The 20,836-nt window shown below is 53.0% G+C and carries 19 protein-coding genes and 1 pseudogene; 12 read left to right on the forward strand and 8 right to left on the reverse strand.

The genetic code is table 11. From position 1 onward, the window contains the following. Nucleotides 1-133: 133 nt before the first annotated feature. The 3 genes from AAHM40_RS08975 to AAHM40_RS08985 form a co-directional block, all read right to left on the reverse strand. On the reverse strand, nt 134-625 hold the full coding sequence (locus tag AAHM40_RS08975) for a SprT family zinc-dependent metalloprotease (RefSeq protein WP_342244328.1): 492 nt from the start codon (nt 623-625) through the stop codon (nt 134-136). A 126-nt stretch (nt 626-751) separates the two neighbouring features. Further along, entirely contained in the window at nt 752-1,351 is a 600-nt protein-coding gene (locus tag AAHM40_RS08980; RefSeq protein WP_028628964.1) for a Yip1 family protein, read from the reverse strand. A gap of 155 nt (nt 1,352-1,506) precedes the next feature. Continuing rightward, nucleotides 1,507-2,106 (reverse strand): DNA-J related domain-containing protein, encoded by a 600-nt coding sequence (locus AAHM40_RS08985; RefSeq protein ID WP_342244329.1) that lies wholly within the window; start codon nt 2,104-2,106, stop codon nt 1,507-1,509. Between the two features lie 100 nt (nt 2,107-2,206). On the opposite strand from AAHM40_RS08985, the pseudogene AAHM40_RS08990 reads away from it, so the two are divergent. The 5 genes and pseudogenes from AAHM40_RS08990 to AAHM40_RS09010 form a co-directional block, all read left to right on the forward strand. Further along, nucleotides 2,207-2,335: pseudogene (locus AAHM40_RS08990) on the forward strand (tRNA 2-thiocytidine(32) synthetase TtcA); the annotation flags it as partial. Between the two features lie 395 nt (nt 2,336-2,730). After that, entirely contained in the window at nt 2,731-3,738 is a 1,008-nt protein-coding gene (locus AAHM40_RS08995; RefSeq protein WP_342244330.1) for a site-specific integrase, read from the forward strand. Then, a complete protein-coding gene (locus AAHM40_RS09000; protein ID WP_342244331.1) occupies nt 3,735-5,387 on the forward strand; it encodes a hypothetical protein in 1,653 nt (550 codons plus the stop codon). The genes AAHM40_RS08995 and AAHM40_RS09000 overlap by 4 nt, the downstream gene beginning before the upstream one ends. Continuing rightward, entirely contained in the window at nt 5,350-7,668 is a 2,319-nt protein-coding gene (locus tag AAHM40_RS09005; protein ID WP_342244332.1) for a hypothetical protein, read from the forward strand. The genes AAHM40_RS09000 and AAHM40_RS09005 overlap by 38 nt, the downstream gene beginning before the upstream one ends. Nucleotide 7,669: 1 nt before the next feature. Beyond that, complete coding sequence (locus tag AAHM40_RS09010) at nt 7,670-8,074, forward strand: hypothetical protein (RefSeq protein WP_342244333.1); 405 nt, start codon at nt 7,670-7,672, stop codon at nt 8,072-8,074. 265 nt (nt 8,075-8,339) lie between these two features. Here the strand turns inward: AAHM40_RS09010 and AAHM40_RS09020 are convergent, their stop codons facing one another. After that, a complete protein-coding gene (locus AAHM40_RS09020) occupies nt 8,340-8,498 on the reverse strand; it encodes a hypothetical protein (protein ID WP_342244334.1) in 159 nt (52 codons plus the stop codon). A gap of 339 nt (nt 8,499-8,837) precedes the next feature. Here AAHM40_RS09020 and AAHM40_RS27225 point away from each other — a divergent pair, with 339 nt between their 5' ends. The 3 genes from AAHM40_RS27225 (at nt 8,838) to AAHM40_RS09030 (ending at nt 10,630) form a co-directional block, all read left to right on the forward strand. Beyond that, entirely contained in the window at nt 8,838-9,392 is a 555-nt protein-coding gene (locus AAHM40_RS27225) for a YkgJ family cysteine cluster protein (RefSeq protein ID WP_446731553.1), read from the forward strand. 146 nt (nt 9,393-9,538) lie between these two features. Further along, nucleotides 9,539-10,009 (forward strand): hypothetical protein, encoded by a 471-nt coding sequence (locus AAHM40_RS09025; protein ID WP_342244335.1) that lies wholly within the window; start codon nt 9,539-9,541, stop codon nt 10,007-10,009. A gap of 63 nt (nt 10,010-10,072) precedes the next feature. Further along, nucleotides 10,073-10,630 carry a 3'-5' exonuclease gene (locus AAHM40_RS09030; RefSeq protein ID WP_342244336.1) on the forward strand — a complete coding sequence of 186 codons (558 nt, stop codon included), beginning with the start codon at nt 10,073-10,075 and terminating at the stop codon, nt 10,628-10,630. Nucleotides 10,631-10,673: 43 nt separating this feature from the next. Here AAHM40_RS09030 and AAHM40_RS27230 read toward each other — a convergent pair whose 3' ends face one another. The 4 genes from AAHM40_RS27230 to AAHM40_RS09045 all read right to left on the reverse strand — a co-directional run bounded on the left by AAHM40_RS27230 (nt 10,674) and on the right by AAHM40_RS09045 (nt 15,766). Then, complete coding sequence (locus AAHM40_RS27230) at nt 10,674-11,189, reverse strand: Mov34/MPN/PAD-1 family protein (RefSeq protein WP_446731554.1); 516 nt, start codon at nt 11,187-11,189, stop codon at nt 10,674-10,676. After that, nucleotides 11,182-12,720: a HesA/MoeB/ThiF family protein gene (locus AAHM40_RS09035; protein WP_342244337.1), complete on the reverse strand. Its 1,539-nt coding sequence runs from the start codon at nt 12,718-12,720 to the stop codon at nt 11,182-11,184. Before AAHM40_RS09035 ends, AAHM40_RS27230 begins: the two co-directional genes overlap by 8 nt. A 158-nt stretch (nt 12,721-12,878) precedes the next feature. Next, a complete protein-coding gene (locus AAHM40_RS09040; protein WP_342244338.1) occupies nt 12,879-14,153 on the reverse strand; it encodes a nucleotidyltransferase domain-containing protein in 1,275 nt (424 codons plus the stop codon). A gap of 23 nt (nt 14,154-14,176) precedes the next feature. Further along, nucleotides 14,177-15,766 carry an SAVED domain-containing protein gene (locus AAHM40_RS09045; RefSeq protein WP_342244339.1) on the reverse strand — a complete coding sequence of 530 codons (1,590 nt, stop codon included), beginning with the start codon at nt 15,764-15,766 and terminating at the stop codon, nt 14,177-14,179. A 503-nt stretch (nt 15,767-16,269) separates the two neighbouring features. Here AAHM40_RS09045 and AAHM40_RS09050 point away from each other — a divergent pair. From AAHM40_RS09050 to AAHM40_RS09065, 4 genes are all read left to right on the forward strand, one after another. Then, nucleotides 16,270-17,475, forward strand: a complete 1,206-nt coding sequence (locus tag AAHM40_RS09050) for a nucleotidyltransferase domain-containing protein (RefSeq protein WP_342244340.1) — start codon at nt 16,270-16,272, stop codon at nt 17,473-17,475. Nucleotides 17,476-17,555: 80 nt separating this feature from the next. Then, complete coding sequence (locus AAHM40_RS09055; protein WP_342244341.1) at nt 17,556-19,190, forward strand: ThiF family adenylyltransferase; 1,635 nt, start codon at nt 17,556-17,558, stop codon at nt 19,188-19,190. Further along, nucleotides 19,180-19,644 carry a Mov34/MPN/PAD-1 family protein gene (locus tag AAHM40_RS09060; RefSeq protein ID WP_342244342.1) on the forward strand — a complete coding sequence of 155 codons (465 nt, stop codon included), beginning with the start codon at nt 19,180-19,182 and terminating at the stop codon, nt 19,642-19,644. Before AAHM40_RS09055 ends, AAHM40_RS09060 begins: the two co-directional genes overlap by 11 nt. Then, the gene (locus AAHM40_RS09065) at nt 19,641-20,711 is read left to right on the forward strand and encodes an SAVED domain-containing protein (RefSeq protein WP_342244343.1); all 1,071 of its coding nucleotides are present in this window, start codon (nt 19,641-19,643) and stop codon (nt 20,709-20,711) included. Before AAHM40_RS09060 ends, AAHM40_RS09065 begins: the two co-directional genes overlap by 4 nt. Nucleotides 20,712-20,836: the final 125 nt, after the last annotated feature.

Consider the following 20,836-nt stretch of genomic DNA (forward strand, 5'->3'; position numbering starts at 1 on the left):
TAGCCAATTCATTCGCCAAGGACCGCGCAGCAGTCCCGTAGGTTGGTGCTGAGCCTGCGAAGCCCAACGATCCAGTGCAAGCCGCGTATTGTTGGGCCTCGCTTCGCTCGGCACCAACCTACGTCGCTATGCTTCAAACCTGGCTTTGCTCGCCGCTGAACACCAGCGTTACCCGGCAACGCCGGCAGTAGTAGCGGCGGCCGCGTGCGACCAGGGCGTGGCGCTGAGCCGAGAAGGGGTGACCGTCGGGACAGGCGCAGCGGTAGAGGTAGCGTGTCACCCGCCGCCGTTTCACCTCGTAGGTGTGGCAGCGATTGGGCGGCAGTTCGTAGACCCCGCGCATGATCAGCTGCCACTCCTCGCCATGGGGCTGGATACGTGGGCCGAACAACTGGTGGGCCACCAGGTGCGCGACTTCGTGCGCCACCGTTTGGCGCAGGAAGTCTTCCTGGTTTTCGCGGTAGAGCTGCGGGTTGAAACGCAGCTTGTTCTCGTCCAGATGGGCGACGCCGGCCTTTTGCCCGCGTAGCTTGAAACTCACTTCGGGGCGGGGGAACCGGCATTTGAAAAAGGCTTCGGCCTGTTGATAGCAGGCCTCGACGCGGGCAAGTAGCTGCTCGGGCATAGGGCACTCCGTTGGCGCGGAATTATGCCGCAAAGCGGTTGCTGCCCAAAGCTGGTGACGCCGAGCGGTCATTCTCGGCCAAAAGAAAAGGCCGCCCGCAGGCGGCCTTCTGGTCAGCGAAAGTTTTCAGCTGGTATACACCGGCCCCAGGCCGAAGCCCCAGAGGATCACGGCGGAGGCAATCATCGCCACCAGCACCACCAGGCCCACTGCCAGCACCGAGCTGGAGAAAAGGAAGCCTTCGTCCTTCGGAATGTTCATGAAAGTCGGTATGCCCACATAAAGCAGGTAGACCGTGTAGCAGATGGCTAATGTGCCTACCGTTGCGCCGAACCAGAGGTGCGGGTAGAGCGCCGCGAGACCGCCGATGAACAGGGGGGTCGCGCAGTAAGCGGCAAACACGATGCACTCGGTAACGCTCGGATTGGCGTCGTAGGTGCGCGCCATCCAGTGGATGAATCCGCCCATCACTGCCACCCCCGCGAGCATCGCCAAGTAGGACATGATGGACATTTGCAGGGCGCTGGCCTGGGTGAGCATCACGGGATCGCCCTTGCCCAGTACCCAGCCGACCTGGGTGGTGCCGATATAGGCAGAAATCACGGGAATTGCAGCAAGGATCAGGACGTGGGTGAGGTACATGTGGCTGACGCTTTCCTCTTCGCCACGGATCTCTTGCCACTCTTGATCGGGATGGGTGAAGAGCCCCCAAACGTGGTGGATCATGCTGAACACCTCCTCATTATTATGAGGTCGCCCCCCAGACAAGCGCCGGGGGTGCGTAGCCAGCGCCACCCGGTGCCCGGCCGACCTATGCGACCTTATGTCGCAGTATAGGCAGGCTGATCGGCGTCGCCTTAGAGCGAATCGAAGATTCAGCCTCAACTGTAATAGCGTTGAAGTATTTCCATGGCCTTGTTGATCGATTGCAGGCGCGACGTGCTGCCACCGCGATCAGGGTGGTGCTGGCTCACCAGTTGCCGGTAGCGCTGCTTGATCACGGCCAGGCTGAGCGGCTGACTGCCGTTGTGCAGGCCGAACAATTCCAGCGCCGCGAGCTTTTCCTCGCTGCCCTGCATGCGGGTCCAGAAACTGGCCAGCAGGCGTTCCACGTCTTCTTCGGTCGTGCTCCGCAGGTTCTTCAGGTCCAGGTAATAGTCGCGCAGCGGGTCCAGTTCGCTGAGGGCGGAAGCGGTGCCGGGCTCATATGGCAGCAACTGCACGCACAAAGGGCTGATGGCAAGCTGCGCCTGGCCTGCAGCGTTGAGGTGGTCGCGCAGTCGGTAGAGGGCGTTGAAGACCAGGAAGTGGGTGCGGAACAGCACCAGCCTGTCGGTGAGTTCCAGATGGGGAATGTGGGTGGAGTGGTGGGCCTTGAGTGCCTGGATCAGCTGATACTCGCTCAGGCCCTCGGGCGCCCCGCGCAATAGTTCGTGGAGCTGATCGCTCAGGTCTTGGTTGGGGTCGAGGTCGTGGCTCATCGGCGGGAGCCTAGCACAGGCTGATAATGGGGCTGGGGCCGCGCGCGCTTTGTGCGTAAAATAGCCAGCTTTTCGCATCTCCCCCGGATTTCAGAGCACCATGGGCACCCTTTCGGTCAACCAGAACAAACTGCAGAAACGCATCCGCCGCCTGGCCGGCGAAGCCATCGCCGACTTCAACATGATCGAGGATGGCGACAAGGTCATGGTCTGCCTGTCCGGCGGCAAGGTATAAGCAACAAATTATTTGTAAAGCCTATATACGTGTAGGCATTGTCTGTAAGCCCCGCCTTTCGTCACTCTTACCTCCCTCTCGTTTGACAAAGCCCGTTTGGGGGCTAGTTTGTAACTGAATTGGTTATTGGACTAGCTATTTTGTCAATCATGAAAGTCAAACGATACCAATACAATTCGTTGTCCTTCGTCTCGATCGTGGACGAAATGGACTGCCCTATCGATCCGTATGTTTCCTGCTATCTCAATGGTCACTTGTCCGCTAAGGCGGTCAATACGAGATTCAGGTACGCAAATGAATTGTTGTTCGTGCTGCAGTATTTTTTGGAAAAGAATATTTACTTGCCCACCCGGGTTGCAGCGGGACAGTTCATCTCGCAGAAGGAGTACATGCAGTTCTATGACAAATGCTGCTTGAGTAAGGGTTCTACTGATGAGGCTTTAAAATTTAAGTTTATAGCGATAACTGACAAAAGCCTCAGAAATATTGTTGTTGCCAACCAGAAAGGCATGGCAAAGGTAGCTAACGAAACCTTGCAAGGTCGCATCAGGCGGCTGCGGTTGTTTCTTTTATGGCTATTCGACAAGTTTCATGAAGAGCAGGATGTTGACAATAAAACCAGTAAAAAATTTAAAAAGCTGATCTCAAAAATTAAGTTAGATGAAGATGCCCTTGGCAAGAATGGGAGTCAACAAGTCGGCGATCCTGAGAAGTCGGTGATTCCGGATGACGTTTTCGTAAAATTGTTGGAGATGGTTATGCCGTCATCTCCTAATAATCCCTTCAAAAGATCCAGGGTAAGAAATTATTTGATCGTAAATTTGCTTATTCAAGGTGGTATCAGAAGAGGCGCTTTAGCAAAGCTGAAGATTTCAGATTTTTTATTCTATGGTACTTACGATCAGTTAGCTATCTATCGGTCTGGAAATGATCCAACAGATCCGCGTGCTGAAAAACCTGATCAAAAGACAAAAGCACACTTGGCCACGGTGAATCCAGATTTATTGGAGAAGGCTAAGTTCTATATTGACCACATTCGTGCTGTTTTTCCTCGTGCGCAATTTCATGACTTCGTATTTGTCAGCGAAAATGACTCTAAAGGCACTGTGGGTCAACCTCTTTCCTTGAAAGCAATTAATGCCCTTTTTCAAAAGCTTTCCAAAGCGCTGGGCTTTCATCTTCATCCCCATGTCCTGCGACATAAATGGAATGAAATATTTGATGAAAAGGGAGAGTTGAGTGGCACCAGTCCAGATTTACTTAAAGATGCTAGAAGATATGCGATGGGTTGGTCGCATAATTCTAAAATGGACGAAATTTATAATGAAAAACGACTCGCTCTGAAGGCAAGGGAGATATCAAGAGCGCATCAACTTAGAGTGGATCAGCAAAAATGAACCGAAATAAAAAACGGAAAGTAGTCCCCTCTGAACAAAAAGAAGGATCATTTATTACAGCTAAGTCTGGCTTGACCGTGAATACCGCAGATGATCTGTGGGTAATACTTCCGTATAAGGGAAAAGGATGGGGGCTGTGCGTTGACTGGGTACGTTCCACGAATATATCAAGTGATGATCGAGAATTAATGTTTGACGTAATTATTTATTACGTTCGAACAATGGCAGCAAGCACGGCATCAGGCATAGTCACCAATGTAAAACCATTTATGATGAGTGGTATTCCATCGTTAGTCACACTTAAAACGATGTGGAGTGGGCTGCAAACAAATAACAAGAAAGGCCTCAATCAATTCTTTGGGACGCTATCCAGGCAAGGGAATACACGATTTGATGAGTATCATAAATTTACAAGCTCGCATTTAGATAAGAAGAAAGTTAATACGCTTGATCCAGCTGGCGGGGCGCTGAGCGATATTGAGCTTGATTCATTAGCTAAGCAGATAAATAGCAATATACAGGATTTTGATTGGATGGTAGATCCACTGCTTCTATTTTTTCAGTCACCCAGGCTCTATAGTCGTCTAAGAAATTTAGTCACAAACAAACTATTGCTATCTATTGTGAGGAGGCCCATTCAGGTCGCTGCCTTGAAATGGTCTGATCTGATCCCGTCGGGTGCAAGTTTTAACGATGCAAACATTCGCGCTGCAGACGAAATTGGGACAGTGGGCGGGCAGACATTACAGCTTAGAGTGTTCATCGCTAAGTCAAAGGGTGTGAAATCCTCAAGAGACTGTCCTGAGCGCTATCCAATACATCTTTCCGAATATATCTCTAAGGTTCTCATTGACTATAAAAAATTAGTCTTTAGAGGGCTCGTGCTGCTCATGAAGTCGGCTGATATTGAAGTTAATGAAGTTGAGCTATTGAGCTTGATGCGTAATATTCCTATGTTTCCAGATGTCTCTTTTTTTGAGGCGCGATTTGATTCATTAGATCTGTTCAAGGCACTGTTTGCGCCAACTTCTACTTCTTTCCATATGTCGGAGGGGGCAATTACAAATGCAATGAGGTGGGTTCATGTCGCTTCTGATCGAACCGCCGACTGCATGGCTACTTCAAATAGGATTCGTCATACCGTATTAACACGCGGCGCTCAAGATGGTCTGCCCGCCGTTCAATTGGCCAAAATTACCGGTGTTACTGTGCCTGCTGCAAGGCACTATGTAGATTTGGATTACATATCCCGACGGCAGATTGACTCAAAGTATATCGGCAATGAGTTTCTGAAAAAGGCTTTTAGCAGTACCTTAACTGTCGTTCCGGAAAGCGATGAGGTCATCGTCGACAATAAGTTTAATCCAGTTGGGGGGGCACGCAACCGGCGTACCTGCGCTACTTGTTCAACGGTGTTGGGGAGGCCATTGGGGTGCTATGGGTGCCCAAACTTTCGTCCGATACTTGAAGCCGATCACCGATCGGTATTGGCAGGCGCGGAGGACAAGCTTGCGGTAAACCGTAACTCCTTAATCAATCCTCTTTTCGTCCGCAGTATTGAAAAATTGGAGAGGCAGATCACTTGGGTGAAGCTGACTATTGCGGTTTGCGATGAAGAACTCGCTAGGCAGCGCGCTATCGATGCTTAATAAATACTTGGATCGATTAGAACTGCTCGTCGGCGAATATCGAAAAGCCGAGTTAGAACAGTTTGAAGGGCCTGGCGGTAAGAAGGCGGATTTTGATGATCTGATTTGGTTCCACATTGACCCCAATACTGGGCGCCGAACTAGATACCTGTGCGGTGTGCATGGGCGTAAGGGTAAAGGCAGCGCCGGCAACCGGCCCATTGACGCCCTTCCTTACCCCTATAATTACCTGATAAAGGTGTGGATCATAGAAACAACAAACGCACCATTTTCCGCCAACGAGAAACAATCCCGGACGTCGATGGCTAGGAAATTGTTGTCACTCATGGATGGTGATCTCTATGACCAATCAGAATCCACAATCCACAGCCTTAATTTGGGGGAAAGTTCAACTGACCGCTTACGGCCGTTTCTCGCGTTCTGCGTAGAAAAGGGGGTGATGCGAAAGGTCCACCTAAAGAGCAACGACAACCGAGACAGGACGGGGCATGCTGCGTTTGACAACAAGCTGGAAAAACTTCCAGATATCCAAGCAGTGCTTGCTATAGCTGACATCTTCTCTAGTGTGTTTGAGTATGTGGATGAACATGGCTCGCTGAGCCCTGGTGAAGAGATAATAATCCATGATGCCTTAGTTGTGACTTTTGCAACGCTGTCTCTGGCATCGCCTAATCGGACTTCTGCGGAAATACCAGTTCTTCCTAAGCAACGACTACATTCTTACTCTGAAAGCAATGGAGAACCAGTTTATTATCTCGACTGGATTGGAAGCAAAGGATACGGGAACAACAAAAATCATGTACTTGCGGTGCTGGCTGAGCCGCTCAAGAAAGCCATGAATTTCTTCTACGAGGCATGCGAACCGGCAAGAATTCTATGTCGATTTTACGAGAACCCGAACCAGAGCTTAAAAGCGTTGCTTGGTGGATACAAGTTGGCGCCGGAACTAAAGAAACATTTACATTTAACCCAGCAGCCTAACCTCTTCACATTGGGTTATGCATTAGGGTTCTATGGTGTTAATGATTGTGTTCCTGTTCTTAAGGAGGGTGCTGATCTGTCTTCCGCCTATTTTAGTCAAAGAGGTCGTTTTTTTGACAAGAAGCCGATTTATTCGTTGCGGCCTCAGGATCAGTTATCCGTATCGCAAACTGGGAGTTCAACTTTATCGGGATTACCCTACTTATTCGGGTACGCCAATATACCAAAAGTATTTACCGATAAATTTGCTGTTTCAGTCGGAGAAGTACAGGAGTGGTGGATTTATTTTTATAAAAAATCCATTCTGCCGGAATTTCCGCTCTCATTTTCAAGTGGAGAGTCAAGTATTAGACTAAAGGACGCAATGTTCTGTTTCTTGGGGAGTTGGCTTTATAGCGGTGTCAGAAGTGGGGGGAAAGCATTTCAAAGGTCAAATTATGCGGTGGTGCCATTAACATCACTAGGTCCCTCAGTTATTACTAGGCTAACTGGCCAGGGTCGCTACAAGCCATCGATTTTTGAGAGTTACGGATTCTCGTCAGAGTTAATTCTTCGGCCGCATAGTCTTCGTCATTTGTCGAACACCTTTGCTGATCTAAGCAAAATTTCAGTAGAAATTAATACTGCTTGGTCGGGCAGAAAGAATTCTGAACAAACTCATACTTATATTCACACGAGTCACGATGAGAAGGCGAGTCGAGTGAGTGCGATAATGAACCCGCCAGATATCGACAGGCGGGCTATTCGGGTCGTGTCTCAAGAGAAACTTACACAAACCACTAACCTACCGGCAACTGTCACCTCAACGGGCGTTTGCACTCAAAATCTGAATGTGACCCCATGCAATTATTTAAACGACTTCGTCTCGCAGTGCTTTATGTGCCCAGAGACTTGTCACGTTGCTGGTGATGAGAAGGCCATCGATTTTCTCGAGAAAGATTTATCGTTCCAAACCGTGAGACTTGAGTCGGTGGTGTGCGATTTACGCTTACCAACCTCCCAGGCAATGAAGCAGTGGTATGTCATTCATTCTCGAAATACCCACATTCTTTCTTTATTGATTGACTTGATGAAAAGCAGTTCCGTTGGAACGATAATTCGCTACTCGAGCACTGATGCTGAATTCAGCTTGACCGATTTAAATACAATGTTGATCAAAAAAAATGCGTGTGCACTCCCAGACTTTGAGGGGCGTCTCAAAGGTATCATTGAAGCGAAGACTACGAACGCGACGTCGGACACCAATCCTCAGTTGCGCTCTCTTTTATCTTCTTTCGGCCTATCTGAAGGGGAGGCATGACGTGGTAGTACCAAAAATATCTGCACAGCAGCAACGCAAGATAGAGATTATGCTAACCAAGTGGATAGGTAAGCTAACTTGGGAGGCTCTGGTGAAAAAGGTCGAAATTGAACTAGGCATAAAAACAACCAGGCAGACTCTCTGTACTTATGTGGGTATTCACACATCGTACAAAAACAAAAAAGCGCAACTGCGGGGAGCCACCCCCTTCCTTTACACAAAGATAACTGCATCTGAAGTTAAACTGGTTGAGCAGATAGAGCACTTGAAGGCTGAGGTTGCGGTGCTAAAAAGGAATAACGCTGAGCAACTTCGCATGATTGAGAGAATGCTTTTGAATGCGAATGCAATCCCCAATCTGGATTTAGAGGCCTTAGTTAAAAGAAGGCCTGAAGAGATACAATGATCGCCTCTAGTTTCGTAGACAGCTCCAAGTCTCAGAATGGGGCTCAATAGCAGGCGCCATCAGCAACCTGCGTTACCTCGACGAATTTAAGACTGAAGCGGTCAAGCAAGTGACCGGGCACGGCCTGCCCGTTGCCGAGTTGGCGGGTCGGTATGGTAAGTCGGTGCAAAGCGTGTAGCCCGGACGAAGCGCTATAGCAAGTTCCAGGAACCGCGGCAGGAAGAAGAGGATCTGCAGGCCAAACTGTATCCTCTGCGTCCGGAGCTCAGCCTCTAGTTTTGGCTGTTTCTTTTAAGCGCTTGTCCAAAGCAATCCTCCATGCCGATAGTTTCTCGATGTCCTGTTCCAGTTCGTCAGGTTCTGGCATGGGGAGCCTTCCAACGGCGGTTGCCGCATCATGCTCGAACTTGGAACTCTTGGACATGCCTGTCTCCACTTCCCGGTAGTCGTCGTCGGTCACAACGACGGACTTGAGTCGCTGTGTCGACACCCCCTCGCCGAACCGCTGGGCCGCTCCGTTCAACAGTACCTCCTCGACACACCGCTCCCAGGCTAGGCGTAGTCGACCGTAGCAAGCAGCAGTTAGGCGACGATGCTCGTCATCATCCCCATCCTTTTGTGCCCTGCGAACCTCTACCAGTCCTTGTCGGAGCCTGGCCAGATGGTCTTTGGTGCCCACGACGTCGAATGGCAGATCCTGCGAGTGCACACCATAATGGATGGTCGCTAAGATTGGCTCAGTATTGCCAACAGGAAGGACAACATGGGACTTAAGGAAGATCAGGAGTTCGCCCGCGCCGCCTGTGAGCGCTTGGTAGAAGGGCTCCCTGCCAAGCTCATAAAGAAAGAGTCATTGATTGCATCCCGCCTAGCGCAGGCAAAGTTGTCTCCCTTGAAGAAGCTCGAAGCGGTCTACGAGCTTCTCGACGAGTTAGGCTCATATGTGGCGCCATCATCGCCTTGCAGAAAGGGTTGCTCGTCGTGCTGTCACTATGCGGTGACGGTCTCTGAGGTCGAGGTACAATTTATTGAGGCCCACACAAGGCACAAGCGGTTGAAGCAAGCGCTTCCCAAACGAGACTACCATGGCGACGCGTGTCCCTTCCTCAAGAACAACGCCTGTAGCATCTACCTCGCTCGCCCCTTTGTTTGCCGCCGATTCCATTCGCTAGCGCCTACGGCTGAATGGTGTGAACCTGAGCATTCCTTCGCCGGCGACTTTCCCCACCTCAGATCCAGTGAGTTGGACGCAGCTTTTGATGCACTCCGTCGTGACAGTCCGGTCCAAGACATTCGCCAAGTTTTTCGGCCACTGTAGTTGGGAGTCAAAGGGTGTGGCGCCTAAGTGTTCGAGGCGATTCCGGATAAAGTGATCGTCGAGTGATCACAAAACCAGTAGCGAATTCGTGCTTTGCTGCTGGAGGATAAAAGCAACGCTTAGTGGTTAGGAATCAGGATGGAACCATGCAATTCGAGACCGTTTCAGGATCGCTGACGCAGAAGGCTTTTGAGTTTTTCTTCTGGTTTTCTCGTTTTGAGGCTGCACTTAAGGAGTCCGGTTTTCTAAAGAGCGATGTTGAAGGTGCTGTCGCCGAACCGAGCTGGGAGAAATTCGTACACGCATACGCTGCCAAATATACGCCTACAGAGTCGGGCAAGAAGCTGCTCGAGTTGGCTCCTGAGCGTCAGATCGTCGGCGTGGGTAAAAAACTCGCATGGCGCCCGGTAGACACTGGAAATTGCCGGACTGAACTATGCAAAGTGGTGAGAATGCTTAAGACTTTACGGAACAATGTATTCCATGGTGGGAAAAGCGGTGGCGCAGGCTGGGATCAACCTGACCGGACAGAGACCTTGCTGGATAATGGTATCAGCGAGCTTCAAGAGCTTGCTGTCCTTGCAGGTCTAGAGGGAGATCTTTGGCAAAAGTACTAGCGAATATGCGCTCTAGTTTGATCAGCCTAAATAAAACTCAGCGATTGAAGGTCAACGTACCCCATGACGCAGATAAACGAAGTCTATCTATCAGTCGATGTCGAAACGTCAGGCCCGATTCCCGGTGAGTACAGCATGCTTACGATTGGCGCATGCAGAGTCGACGAGCCTGATCAGGTGTTCACGTGCGAGCTTAAGCCAATATCTACTAATGCAGACCCTGAGGCACTGAAGGTGACGGGGCTTTCTCTAGAAAGGCTCGCCATTGAAGGGTTACCACCTGACGTTGCGATGAAGCAGTTCCAGGCGTGGATCGAGAAGGTCACTGGCACGGGCAACCTGCCCGTTTTCGTAGGGCTCAATGCGCCATTTGACTGGTCCTTCGTCAATTACTATTTCAACCGCTACCTTGGGTCGAATCCCTTTGGCTTTAGTGCGCTGGACATCAAGGCGCTCTACATGGGGGCCACAGGGTCAAGCTGGCGAGACACACGCTCTAGCCAAATGGCTGCTCGACTTCACCCCAAGCTCAAAGGGGATCATCAGGCACTGCATGACGCTCAATACCAAGCCGAGCTGTTTCGCTTGATTAGAGCGATCACTCCGAAACAACCTAGCTGAGCACTATCCCGCGCGCTGCAGGTATCCGGTAATCGCGCCGGTTTCACCGGCTAGATACTCGCCCGGCCTTAGCACTCGAAGCTTCACTAAGTTGCGCCCACTCACCTCTCGGTTGATACGATGCAACCCACACAGCCATGCTTGGGATACGGCCCTGGTTGCCGATGATCACCATTAGATAGCGAGATCTATCACCCTGAAATGAGTCAAGGTATTCCCATGTGGTCTTCTGGTCACGACCTGACGGTGACGGAAAACGCTCTGGGTGTGTATGCCACAAACCAACCACATGTCGGTTGTGCGTGAATTCGATCTGTCTATTCCGATCGGATGCTTTTGTATCAGGGTTCCAGGCGCCTCTCCGACGATAGTCCGATGGATTTGGTCCTGTGGCGGTATTGATGACCAGGCCGCTGGAGTGCGGCTCTGAACTGAATATTTCTCCGCCAGCTTCCTTTTGCCATGGCCTCCTTTGAGCATGGGCGTACATGTAAGACAAGGCTTGATCAGTAAATAGTACGTAACGGGTGTTGTCCGGGTAGAAGAAAATCCTAGTCATGGAAATCCCGGATCAATGTCAGCCCATCGTGCTCGCGGGCAGATTTCGCCCACTCTTTAAGCGTTAGCCCAGGCCAGTGTTTGTCCAAAAAGCGTTGCCCACGCACCCAACTCCGCACCGATGGATGAAGCGTGCCTGTAGTGCTGTCAATCATCTCCAGAGCGCACTCAGCTACCAATGCCACCGCGTGCGCTGCCGCTGAAGCGGTATAGCTTTGGAAGCGGCTACTACACCCAGGCTCCTGTCGAATCACTTCACTGGGCCACACCACTGCTTCTAGATCGGACAATGGGTCCTGTCCTGCCTGTAACCACCTCTGAGCTGCAGGTAATACGCAGACATGGGCGGCAGCCACATAAGGCTCCATCCAGCCAACCAGTAAGGGGCATGGGTGGTTCAATCGGGCTTGCTCGACCTGCACTCGTACATCGGGCTCGCCAGTGAGATCTAACACGGCGTCGACATCTGCCAGGGTGTTCTTCTTTAACCATTCTGCTGTGGTCATCGTATGAGGAATCACTTCTGTTGCTGGGTAGCCCGAATTGATCCGTTGAGCGATGGCATCCACTTTCTTTCGGCCGATTGATTCAGCTCCAAGCAGGTGCCGTCCAATATTTGCAGATGACATATAGTCAGCATCCACCACAGATATCCGCCCGACTCCTGCCTTGGCAAGATGGTCAATGGAAGGACTTCCCAGAGCTCCAGCTCCCAAAATTAGGACGTGTTTCGCCTGACGCCCACTGACTTCTGGATGCTGATCTCGCCCTACCGTCCAGTCTGGATCTACGCGCGATGTAATGAGCGGTAGAGGTTTACGCAGAGGCGGAAACGTTTTCTTTCCCCGGTCTACGTTGAGAACGGTTGGCGGACCACCTGGAAGCAAATAGGCAAAGGCAACATCAGCACTCCTCAAAAGAGCTACACGGTGCATGCCTCGCCCCCGACGGCTGTGGCACGGCTGGAGCCTCGAGTAGTCAGCAGAGGTAAGCCGCCCCTTGAGGATGCGCTCCAAGTCCGACATGGAGCGGGGCCAAGTTGAGGGAGTGAGAGCGTGTGAGATGGGGATATCCGCCACCAGCACTCCAACACGCTGTGTTGCTGATGGCCCCATGGATTGCACCACACGGTTGGTGATGCGCAGCTGTTCATCTGCAGCGATGACGATCCGGTTCGGCATTAACAGCAGTCCGTTCCTGATTCTTGCCTTCGCTGGAGGTGGGTCAACCATCCACACAGCTCTCACTGGGTCCGTGTCTGAACGTACCCTAGACACCTCTATCGCCCAATAGTCGAGTGCTTCAGCCTCAAAATCTCCATCTAGATCCCCATTCAGCCAAGGTTTTAGGAACTGCTCCAGATAGTCATGCAGGAGGAATAAAATCCGCTCTTCTGCGGAGTAGCCAGGGCCAGGGCCTGGATCTCCTTCGATGCAAAGTACTCCAGCGCTATCGAGATGCGGGACATGTAAAACGGCATCGGGAGACAGCTGGATGAAGGCTTTTCCATGCTCAGGAAATCCCTTGGGCAAACGCAGTTCCGCCCAGTTGAATGCCCTTTCTTGCGGGAGAGGAGGCAACTCTATCGGGTAGGCAGTGGCGCCGGCCTCCCGGCTTACAGTTGAGGGCTGCAGGGCTGGGAATCGTTCACGCAAGAAGGTTAGATCTAGCTCCATTAGTCCCTCGCTACTCAGGCCAAACCGCTGCTCGCTGGAGTGGCTCTAGGCGCTGGGGGCTGGATAGTAGGGAGACCGTTGCCACCGCCTGATGGGGCAGGAATTCCGAAAACCTCTCGGACGCGCTTAGAAATTTCCTGCGGGTCAGTGAGGGCAAGAATGGTTTTAAGATCTGCAGAAAGCGTCTCGCACCAAATCATGAACGATCGGTAACGCTCACCATCATCATCGTTCCACTTCTCGGCGAAGTTTTCTCCTTCTACTGTTGGGTTATCAACTCGGTACTTACCATCGAGTTTTAGGATGAGGTGAGGCATGAGGGCGGCAAGCTCATCCAGAAGCTCTACTGGATGCTCAAAGGATCGATTTAGATCGGCCAAACCTTCATAGCAAGTGGTAAGTAAGGTCACAATGATGATGGAGATTGGTTTGCTGGCCGCCTCGATGATGCCGCGCCTCACACAAATGTCTCGATGGCGCTTGAACAACCGGATGGCAACCCTAAGAGTGTCCGTGATTACAACGGTTTGATCCGGTACCGGCGCAACGCTGGCTTTTGCCCGATCAGCTGCGTATGCCTCCAGAGTAGCCACCAGTATGAGGGATCGCTGGGCTGTGTCATCAACCCACTTGCTCATACCGGCCGGGTTAGAGGTTTTCCAGCTGCTGGTAGGCGTATCTACTACGGCGAGTGCAGTTCTTTCGTATCGCGATGCACGATAGCGCGGCGCCATGGAATTCAGGATCTGCGTTGGTACGCTATCTAGTGGTACCGATGGGGTGAACTCCAGGTAAAACGGCCGCCCGGTAAAGGGGATGTTCCAGCAGCGTCTCTTGGCTTGAGCTTTCAGATCCTCCAAGGCTCGGCCAATAGATTCGAAGAATCCCATTGGGTTGGTGGCCTCAATGCGAGAAATGTCCACTTGGCAGACCGCATCAATGTCGAATTTTTCGCCGCCATTGGGTGAGCGAATCAGGGTCTTAGTGCTTACTGAGCCTTGGGTCAGGATCGATACTGCTTCCGGTGGCCACGAAAGGTTGGCAGCCAAATGCTCAGCTACCTCTTGGTACGCATTTGCTGCAGCACCAATTTCTTCTTCGCGCACGGTGATGTGCAAATTCGCCTCATTGAGCGCCTGGGCCCAGTGGCTGTATTTGAGGCGTCTGTCGCGATCGTTCGTTATGAAGCCTTCTCTTAGGGCTGTAAACGATTCGAGAGACTTCGTTAGTCGAGTTGGGCGTGCCAGCTCGGCATAGTTCACCAAGTCTGCGCTTTTGGTAGTGCTCATGGTATTAGGCTCGTTCAGGCGGCTTATCGGAGGGAAATGGTGAAGGTTTGCTGTCCATCAGTGGCCGAAACGTGGTGGCCAGTAATCGACATGGCAGGAGAAAAGTCGTAGTCACGGCCTGCTCGGTCGTAGACGAGGTACTCGGGATGGTGCCCCGCCTGCAGCATCTGGCCGAAGCGGAACAATGTGCTCGCGGGACATAAAGCAATGAGGTGCACCTTCTGGACCCTCATCACATCCTGAGCATGAACGATTGCTTTGCGGGCCACCTCTGCGAACTGATCAAGATCTGCAGGGTGTGCGATGCAATCGAACCCTGTCTTGGAGGTCTCTACGCGAATCCATGGAAGATCGCCTGAATGCAAAGCCGCCTTGAGGTTGGCGGGTAATGCCTCTTCATCAACTTGAGCTGTTAGCTCCAGAGTAATAAGAACCTCTGAAGCACGACTCTGCGGGAGTGACTCGACGCTGAAGGTGCCTTGCGGGTGGGCGTCTACCTGTGAATTCCAGGCCCATGTTTTCCGCACCTTGTCGTACTGAAATACTTGTATGGCCTGTGCCTCCCCCATCACACGCCCAGCCAAAACAAGTGTTGGGACGTGGTGCAGTGGGAAGACGGCCAAGCTTTCGGTAACCGAACCGCTGCTAGAGTCAAACCCTGCAATGAGTTGCCTGATATGGCTCTCATGCTCTCTTAGATACTGGTGCCAGAATCCCGGAAGATGACGATCATCGCGCTGAGATTTCCGCCGGATGTGATGGATCACCCTAGGTAACATCGCTCGTCTCGTCGCGACGATAGCTTCAATCAGCTCCGAGTCGTGGAAGTAGGTTGGAACGTTTGCCAGATTGGCGTGCAGGGTGACGGCTTTGGTATGGGGAAATGCCAATGAGTCTAGATAGTATCGAACCGTATCCCTATGGGACTGGCGCATCTCATTGAGAACGTCGGCGGTGTAGTACTGAGGTGCAAATGAGTCGATCAGGCGGTGGTGCTCATCGCACATCAGCATGATGTTGTCAGGGCAGTCTGAGAGCCTGTGAGAGTCCGCCTGGTTTCCCCTGGGGCCTGCCGGATCTGATGCCACTATGTGGGCCAGATACCCAACCCGGGCCGCTTTTGTCCAAAGAGGGATTTCTGACAGATTCTTACTGCAACCATGGAACATGCACCGCGCACCGGCGTCAGCCCACACCTTCTGGGCTGTTTTCTCGGAAATCTCTTGCCCTCTGCCATTGGTCTTGCCCAGCAGGCCATCTCGCGCGGCAATAAGCGAGGTGACTACAGAGTTTTTTTCCACTGGGGAGTAAGCCCACCCGCTGTCGGCATTTCGAGCGTCATTTAGGGCTTCAAGCGAAACCTCAAGGCCTGAGAGCAGCTTCTTGCCGACAAGCTTCTTAAGGCAGGCCTTGGCCTTTGATTCCGGATCAGCGAGGTGAAGAATTAGGTTTGGGTCATCAAGGTCAACCACCTTGCATAGATACCCGGCATGGACATATGCCACACGATGTCTTTTGGCTAGGCAGTCCGTCAGCCATTCAGCCAGGTTCTGATCGTCAAAATTGCCAGGGGAGGTGGTGTCGTTCAGAAGCACATCAGAGGTTTGAGGCATTTCTCGCTCTGTCCTTGACCGATTATGAATTGAGCCTCCTTCTACATAAGGTCGGAAAATGTGATTTCAATGGCAAAGTGCTACTCTTTTGCGAGCTATGCACCTTTCCCTCTAGTGAGGGTACAGATTCTGCTAGGCCTGAAAATAGGGCAAAGACTACCGCTGATGAACAAGTGCTTTTGGTCGGTAGCTCCCATCCGAAACAACGAAGAAATGAATGCCATTCGCGAAGGCGTACGCGCCCTCTGCGCCGAGTTCCCGGCCGAGTAAGAGCGGTGGTGGGCGGATAGAGCAGCCCACTGCAGGGCCTCCGGCAAACTTCGCGATAGAGAACCGCTGCCGCGAATAGGTCAAGGGTGCTTGCGGGGAGGCCTCAGCATTCTTGAGGCCATTCAATCTTAAACGGGGATTTCGTTAGGCTGGACAACAATGCGCCATCGCGCTTCTAATCGATGGTGGCATTTTAATGGTATAGCACTGACCGAATCAGGGAGGATAGGAAGATGGCGACGAAGACCGCCGAAGATTTTCTCGCCGCGCTAGCGGACGAGCTTGCAATCAGTGAATCACGATACGAGCAGGCGAGCCGCAGCTATGCGTCACTTGGTGAATGGCTTCACCGTCCAGAGTCCACCGTAGTCAAGTACGATCCGCAGGTTTACGTGCAGGGGTCCTTTCGCCTGGGTACGGCGATTCGCCCTTTGAGCGACGAGGAAGAGTACGACGTCGATTCTGTCTGCCTGCTTCGCAGCCTAGGAACGAAGGATCTTACGCAGAGCGACTTGAAAGCTTTGGTTGGCAACGAGATAAAAGCCTACCGCAAAGCTCAGAGCATGATTAAGCCCGTTCGCGAAGGGCGTCGCTGCTGGGTACTGGACTATGCAGATGGGGCTCAGTTCCATATGGATGTCGTTCCCTCTGTCCCCAACGCAGCCCGCCAGCGCCAGCTGCTTGAGGCTCGTGGGTTGGACTTGAAATGGTCTGAGACGGCAATGGTTATCACCGACATTGAGTCGCCTGTTTATAAGGTGCTCTCGGATGATTGGCAGCGTTCGAACCCTAAGGGGTATGCCGAGTGGTTCAGGCTGCGGATGGGCGAACTGTTCGAACGGCGCCGGCGGGTGCTTGCGGAATCTATCAAAGCCAGCGTCGAGGACATTCCGGACTACAGAATCCGGACGCCTCTCCAGGCTGCCATCATGATCTTGAAGCGTCACCGGGACGGTATGTTTGAAGGGCGATTTGACGAGCGCCCCATTTCGATCATCATCACCACACTTGCCGCCCATGCATACAACGGCGAAGGAACTATCGCCGATGCTCTCTACTCGATCCTTTCGCGAATGGACCAGTTCATCGAGCATGATGGGCAGCATTGCATCATTCGTAACCCTTCCGACCCGCTCGAAAATTTTGCAGATAAATGGCCGGCGCACCCCGAACGGGAAGCTGCGTTCTTCGAGTGGCTGGGGCAAGCCCGCCAGGACTTCCAAACGCTTGCGGGCCAAGTCGAAAAGCGCCGCTTGATCGAAAGTATCCAGCCCCGTATGGGAGCAGTGGCGGACAGAGCTGCCACACGTCTCGGGCCACCTCCCGGAACCATGTTACAGCCCGCCACGGCCGCGGCCGCAGTGGGTGCCGCCGCCGCTAGTGCTCCAGCATTTCCGAACACTCGACGGGAGCCAACTTCGCCCAGGGGGTTTGCTTGATTTGGTGGGCGGAGCAGCCGGGCCGTGCCCAGTCCGAACGCTCCGCAGTCTCGGACTTGTCAGATCAGAATCCATGGCTTATGGCCGTAACATGGCGACTTGCGGCCAACTTACAAATCACCGCTGACTTCGATCTGCAAGTCGGCGAGCGGATCATCCCGCTGACACTCACCTACCCCGAGTTTTTTCCGGATGTGGCTCCTTCGGTGGTTCCACGTGATGGTGTTCGTTTGTCGGGCCATCAATACGGTGCAGCCGGTGAACTCTGTTTGCAGTACCGTCCCGATAACTGGACGCCAGAAATCATGGGCGCCTTGATGATTGAAAGCGCTTATCGCTTGCTGTCATCCGAGCAGGAATCCGGTGAACCTGCCATGTCAGAGCACCGAACGCTTCCGGCTCAGCGTGCGCGAAATTCGGTGCTTCGCTTCCTCTACTCGCGGAATGTGTGGGCCGGCTTGTTGATGGTCGAGGAAGGCCATGTGGTTGACGCTGAAGTTCAAGAGCACTATTTCGCCGGCGTCTATGCAGCGCAACTTTCCCGCATCGGCCCGGCAGACGCGCCCATTTGGGTCGAGCCCAATAGGCGGGGTTACGGAGCTAGCTCGCTAGCGGGCAAGGTAGTTCGATTGCCTGAAGGTGCGTCCGTCCCGTGTCAGACACTTGAGACCTTGGTCGCGCTCCTTGAACACCATGGCTTCGGCGCTTTGGCCTCCGAGCTATTGCAATCGCGCGACTCTATAGGAGTCATCATCTTTGATGGATCCAGCATCCTGGCTCCGATGGTGCTCGGTGAAGTTGGATCACGGAAGTTGGTCAACTACGACAGGGTCTTTGCAGAGCTTGATGGCATGCGTCTCGACCCTGAGTACGTTCGGCTCAAAGCAGCGAAAGTCGCAGTGGTCGGCTGTGGTTCAGTGGGCTCTAAAGTCGCGGTGCACTTGGCTCGGTCGGGTGTCGGGCGGTTTGTACTCGTAGATGGAGACGTGCTTGCGTCTGGCAACCTGGTCCGTAACGAACTCGACTGGCGGGCGGTTGGAATGCATAAGTCGCAAGCCCTGGCGTCCCGGCTTCAGGAAGTCAGCGCTGATTGCGAAATTCTCAGTCGCACTACAGTCTTGGGTGGGCAGGAAAGTGGCGGGGCAACTTCTGCGACGATGGGGTACATCGCGGACTGTGATTTGATCATAGATGCCACTGCCGATCCGACGGTTTTCAATTTATGTGCGTCCATTGCACGCAGGGCAAAGAAACCGATGTGCTGGGCACAGGTATTCGGTGGCGGCGCTGGCGGCATTGTCGCTCGTCTACGGCCAGGAATAGATCCGACTCCTCTCGCAGCACGGCAGCGGATAGAGGCTTGGTATGAGGGGCAGGGTGTAGCGTGGCCTGAAGACGGTGCTTCACAGCCATACTCGGAGGTTGGCGGTTCGGGGGAGCCTTTGATTGCGGATGACGCAGATGTTTCCGTTGTTTCAGCACATTTGTCTCGTATTGCCATTGACCTTCTTGCCCGCCCCGGCTCGACGATTTTCCCTTATTCCGCCTACCTCATTGGAATGGCTGAGAGGTGGTTATTCACCGCCCCCTTCGATGTGAGACCAATCGATCTCGGGGCAAGCGATGGGTGGGACACAGAAGCGCAGGTAGGTGATCCCGAGGCTTTGAATCAATTGCTAGCCGACCTGTTACCCGGAGTCAGCGATGCAGGTTGAGATCGCGGATCACGTCAGGGACAAGCTTCGGAAGGCGCTCAGAGCCGCTGGTAGCCGCGAAATTGGTGGGGTGCTGATGGGTGAGCAGATCACGCCAGGTCATTTTCGGGTCGTCGATTTGTCGATTGATAGTCAGACTGGTGGCCGGGCTCATTTTGTCCGTAGTTCAGAGGCCCATTCCGAGGCTCTGGGCGCATTCTTCCGCGAGACGGGTCATCAATATGACCGATTCAACTACTTGGGAGAGTGGCACTCCCATCCTCGGTTTTCGGTAATGCCGAGCACTCAGGATGTTGCCTCAATGCTCGATTTGGTTGAGGGGGAGCGGGGAATCGAGTTCGCTGTATTGCTGATCGTCAGGTTGCACTGGTGGCGCAGGATTTCCTGCTCCTGCACTTTGTTTTGCCGAAACGCTAAGCCTTCGTCAGTCGATATTTTGGAGAAAGAACGTTGATCAAGTACTTCGTGCGGTCATTCATCGACTGGATCTTCAGGCGACGATCGGTGGGTGTGACACTGGTAAAAATTGGGGCGCCGCTCCTTGCTGTTGTTCTCGTAGGGCTCACAGTTGGTGTAACGATCCCCACAACCCAGGGGCCCTATTTTTTCAGTTGGGACTCGTCTGGCAGTACCGGCGCGATAAGTTGGGCGGTCTTCATCATCGCGAGTTTCATCGTCTTGTTGGGGGCATTCATGATCATCCGCGACATCCTTCAGGAGAGTCGCAAGAAAGTCATCGTCATTGAGGCGAGAGGTTTGCGAGATTGGCAGGGGCAGCCATTGGCATCGGCAGTTCCTTCCTCAATACCGGGGCGGCCCGAGCAGGTGATCGTTGATCTAAGGCAAGGGGTCGTAGACGGTCAAATCGTCAGTCCTGATGCGGCACTACGCCGCCTTGCTAGCCTGCCCGACGATATTGCTCGACGATGTGATGGGCTGGACAGGTCGGATATCTCCTTCGTGCTCGGCGGGCTCGCTCCGGTACCATTTCTTTTCCTACTCGGCGTGATTGTCGACGATGAGTCCCGAACGCTCATCATGGACTGGGAAAGGAAGAAGCATGCGTGGCGCGAGCTTGCTGAGGAAGATGACGGCAAGCGTTTCATGGTTACAGGGTTGGACGCTGTCAACGCGGATATAAAGCGCGTGGCGCTCTGCGTGTCTGCTTCGTACGATGTCCTTGAGGCCGATGTACGCATTGTCGAAGCTGGTGTTCCGATCATCAAAATGGAACTGGAAGGGCGCAGTACCAGTTCGCACTGGTCCGAGACGAAGCAGCAGCAGCTCGCGCAGCAGTTTCTCGATGCTGTGATGTCCCTGGCTCGACAAGGTGTCACCGAAATCTCCCTCTTTCTGGCGGCACCCGCGAGTCTCACGATGCGGCTGGGTACGCTCTACGACAAGCGTAATCTTCCTCGTGTGGAAGTTAGCCAGTATGAGCAGAGCGATCCCAAACGCTTCCCTTGGGCGGTTCGGATGCCAGTGGCAGGATTGCCCCATGCAGAGTTAGCGCAACGATAGGTTCAAGGGCCGCCCACCGATAGTGGCGGCGCAAGCGGGCGGTGGTGACAGGCAGCTTTGGATTGGTTGTTGCTTTTCGCGACCAACTGGTTTGGGGCGGACGCCGGCATCAAGCGGTACTCTGC

The organism is Pseudomonas sp. OTU5201 (assembly GCF_038440135.1).
GTDB classification, from domain to species: Bacteria; Pseudomonadota; Gammaproteobacteria; order Pseudomonadales; family Pseudomonadaceae; genus Metapseudomonas; species Metapseudomonas resinovorans.

Excerpts from the sequence above, each read along its gene's own strand:
- AAHM40_RS09020 (WP_342244334.1), bottom strand. The coding sequence starts at position 8,498 with ATGTCCAAGAGTTCCAAGTTCGAGCATGATGCGGCAACCGCCGTTGGA.
- AAHM40_RS08975 (WP_342244328.1), bottom strand. The coding sequence starts at position 625 with ATGCCCGAGCAGCTACTTGCCCGCGTCGAGGCCTGCTATCAACAGGCC.
- AAHM40_RS09055 (WP_342244341.1), top strand. The coding sequence starts at position 17,556 with ATGGCCGTAACATGGCGACTTGCGGCCAACTTACAAATCACCGCTGAC.
- AAHM40_RS27225 (WP_446731553.1), top strand. The coding sequence starts at position 8,838 with ATGGGACTTAAGGAAGATCAGGAGTTCGCCCGCGCCGCCTGTGAGCGC.
- AAHM40_RS08980 (WP_028628964.1), bottom strand. The coding sequence starts at position 1,351 with ATGATCCACCACGTTTGGGGGCTCTTCACCCATCCCGATCAAGAGTGG.
- AAHM40_RS09040 (WP_342244338.1), bottom strand. The coding sequence starts at position 14,153 with ATGAGCACTACCAAAAGCGCAGACTTGGTGAACTATGCCGAGCTGGCA.
- AAHM40_RS09000 (WP_342244331.1), top strand. The coding sequence starts at position 3,735 with ATGAACCGAAATAAAAAACGGAAAGTAGTCCCCTCTGAACAAAAAGAA.
- AAHM40_RS27230 (WP_446731554.1), bottom strand. The coding sequence starts at position 11,189 with ATGACTAGGATTTTCTTCTACCCGGACAACACCCGTTACGTACTATTT.
- AAHM40_RS09005 (WP_342244332.1), top strand. The coding sequence starts at position 5,350 with ATGAAGAACTCGCTAGGCAGCGCGCTATCGATGCTTAATAAATACTTG.
- AAHM40_RS09030 (WP_342244336.1), top strand. The coding sequence starts at position 10,073 with ATGACGCAGATAAACGAAGTCTATCTATCAGTCGATGTCGAAACGTCA.
- AAHM40_RS09050 (WP_342244340.1), top strand. The coding sequence starts at position 16,270 with ATGGCGACGAAGACCGCCGAAGATTTTCTCGCCGCGCTAGCGGACGAG.
- AAHM40_RS09025 (WP_342244335.1), top strand. The coding sequence starts at position 9,539 with ATGCAATTCGAGACCGTTTCAGGATCGCTGACGCAGAAGGCTTTTGAG.
- AAHM40_RS09060 (WP_342244342.1), top strand. The coding sequence starts at position 19,180 with ATGCAGGTTGAGATCGCGGATCACGTCAGGGACAAGCTTCGGAAGGCG.
- AAHM40_RS08985 (WP_342244329.1), bottom strand. The coding sequence starts at position 2,106 with ATGAGCCACGACCTCGACCCCAACCAAGACCTGAGCGATCAGCTCCAC.
- AAHM40_RS09045 (WP_342244339.1), bottom strand. The coding sequence starts at position 15,766 with ATGCCTCAAACCTCTGATGTGCTTCTGAACGACACCACCTCCCCTGGC.
- AAHM40_RS08995 (WP_342244330.1), top strand. The coding sequence starts at position 2,731 with ATGCAGTTCTATGACAAATGCTGCTTGAGTAAGGGTTCTACTGATGAG.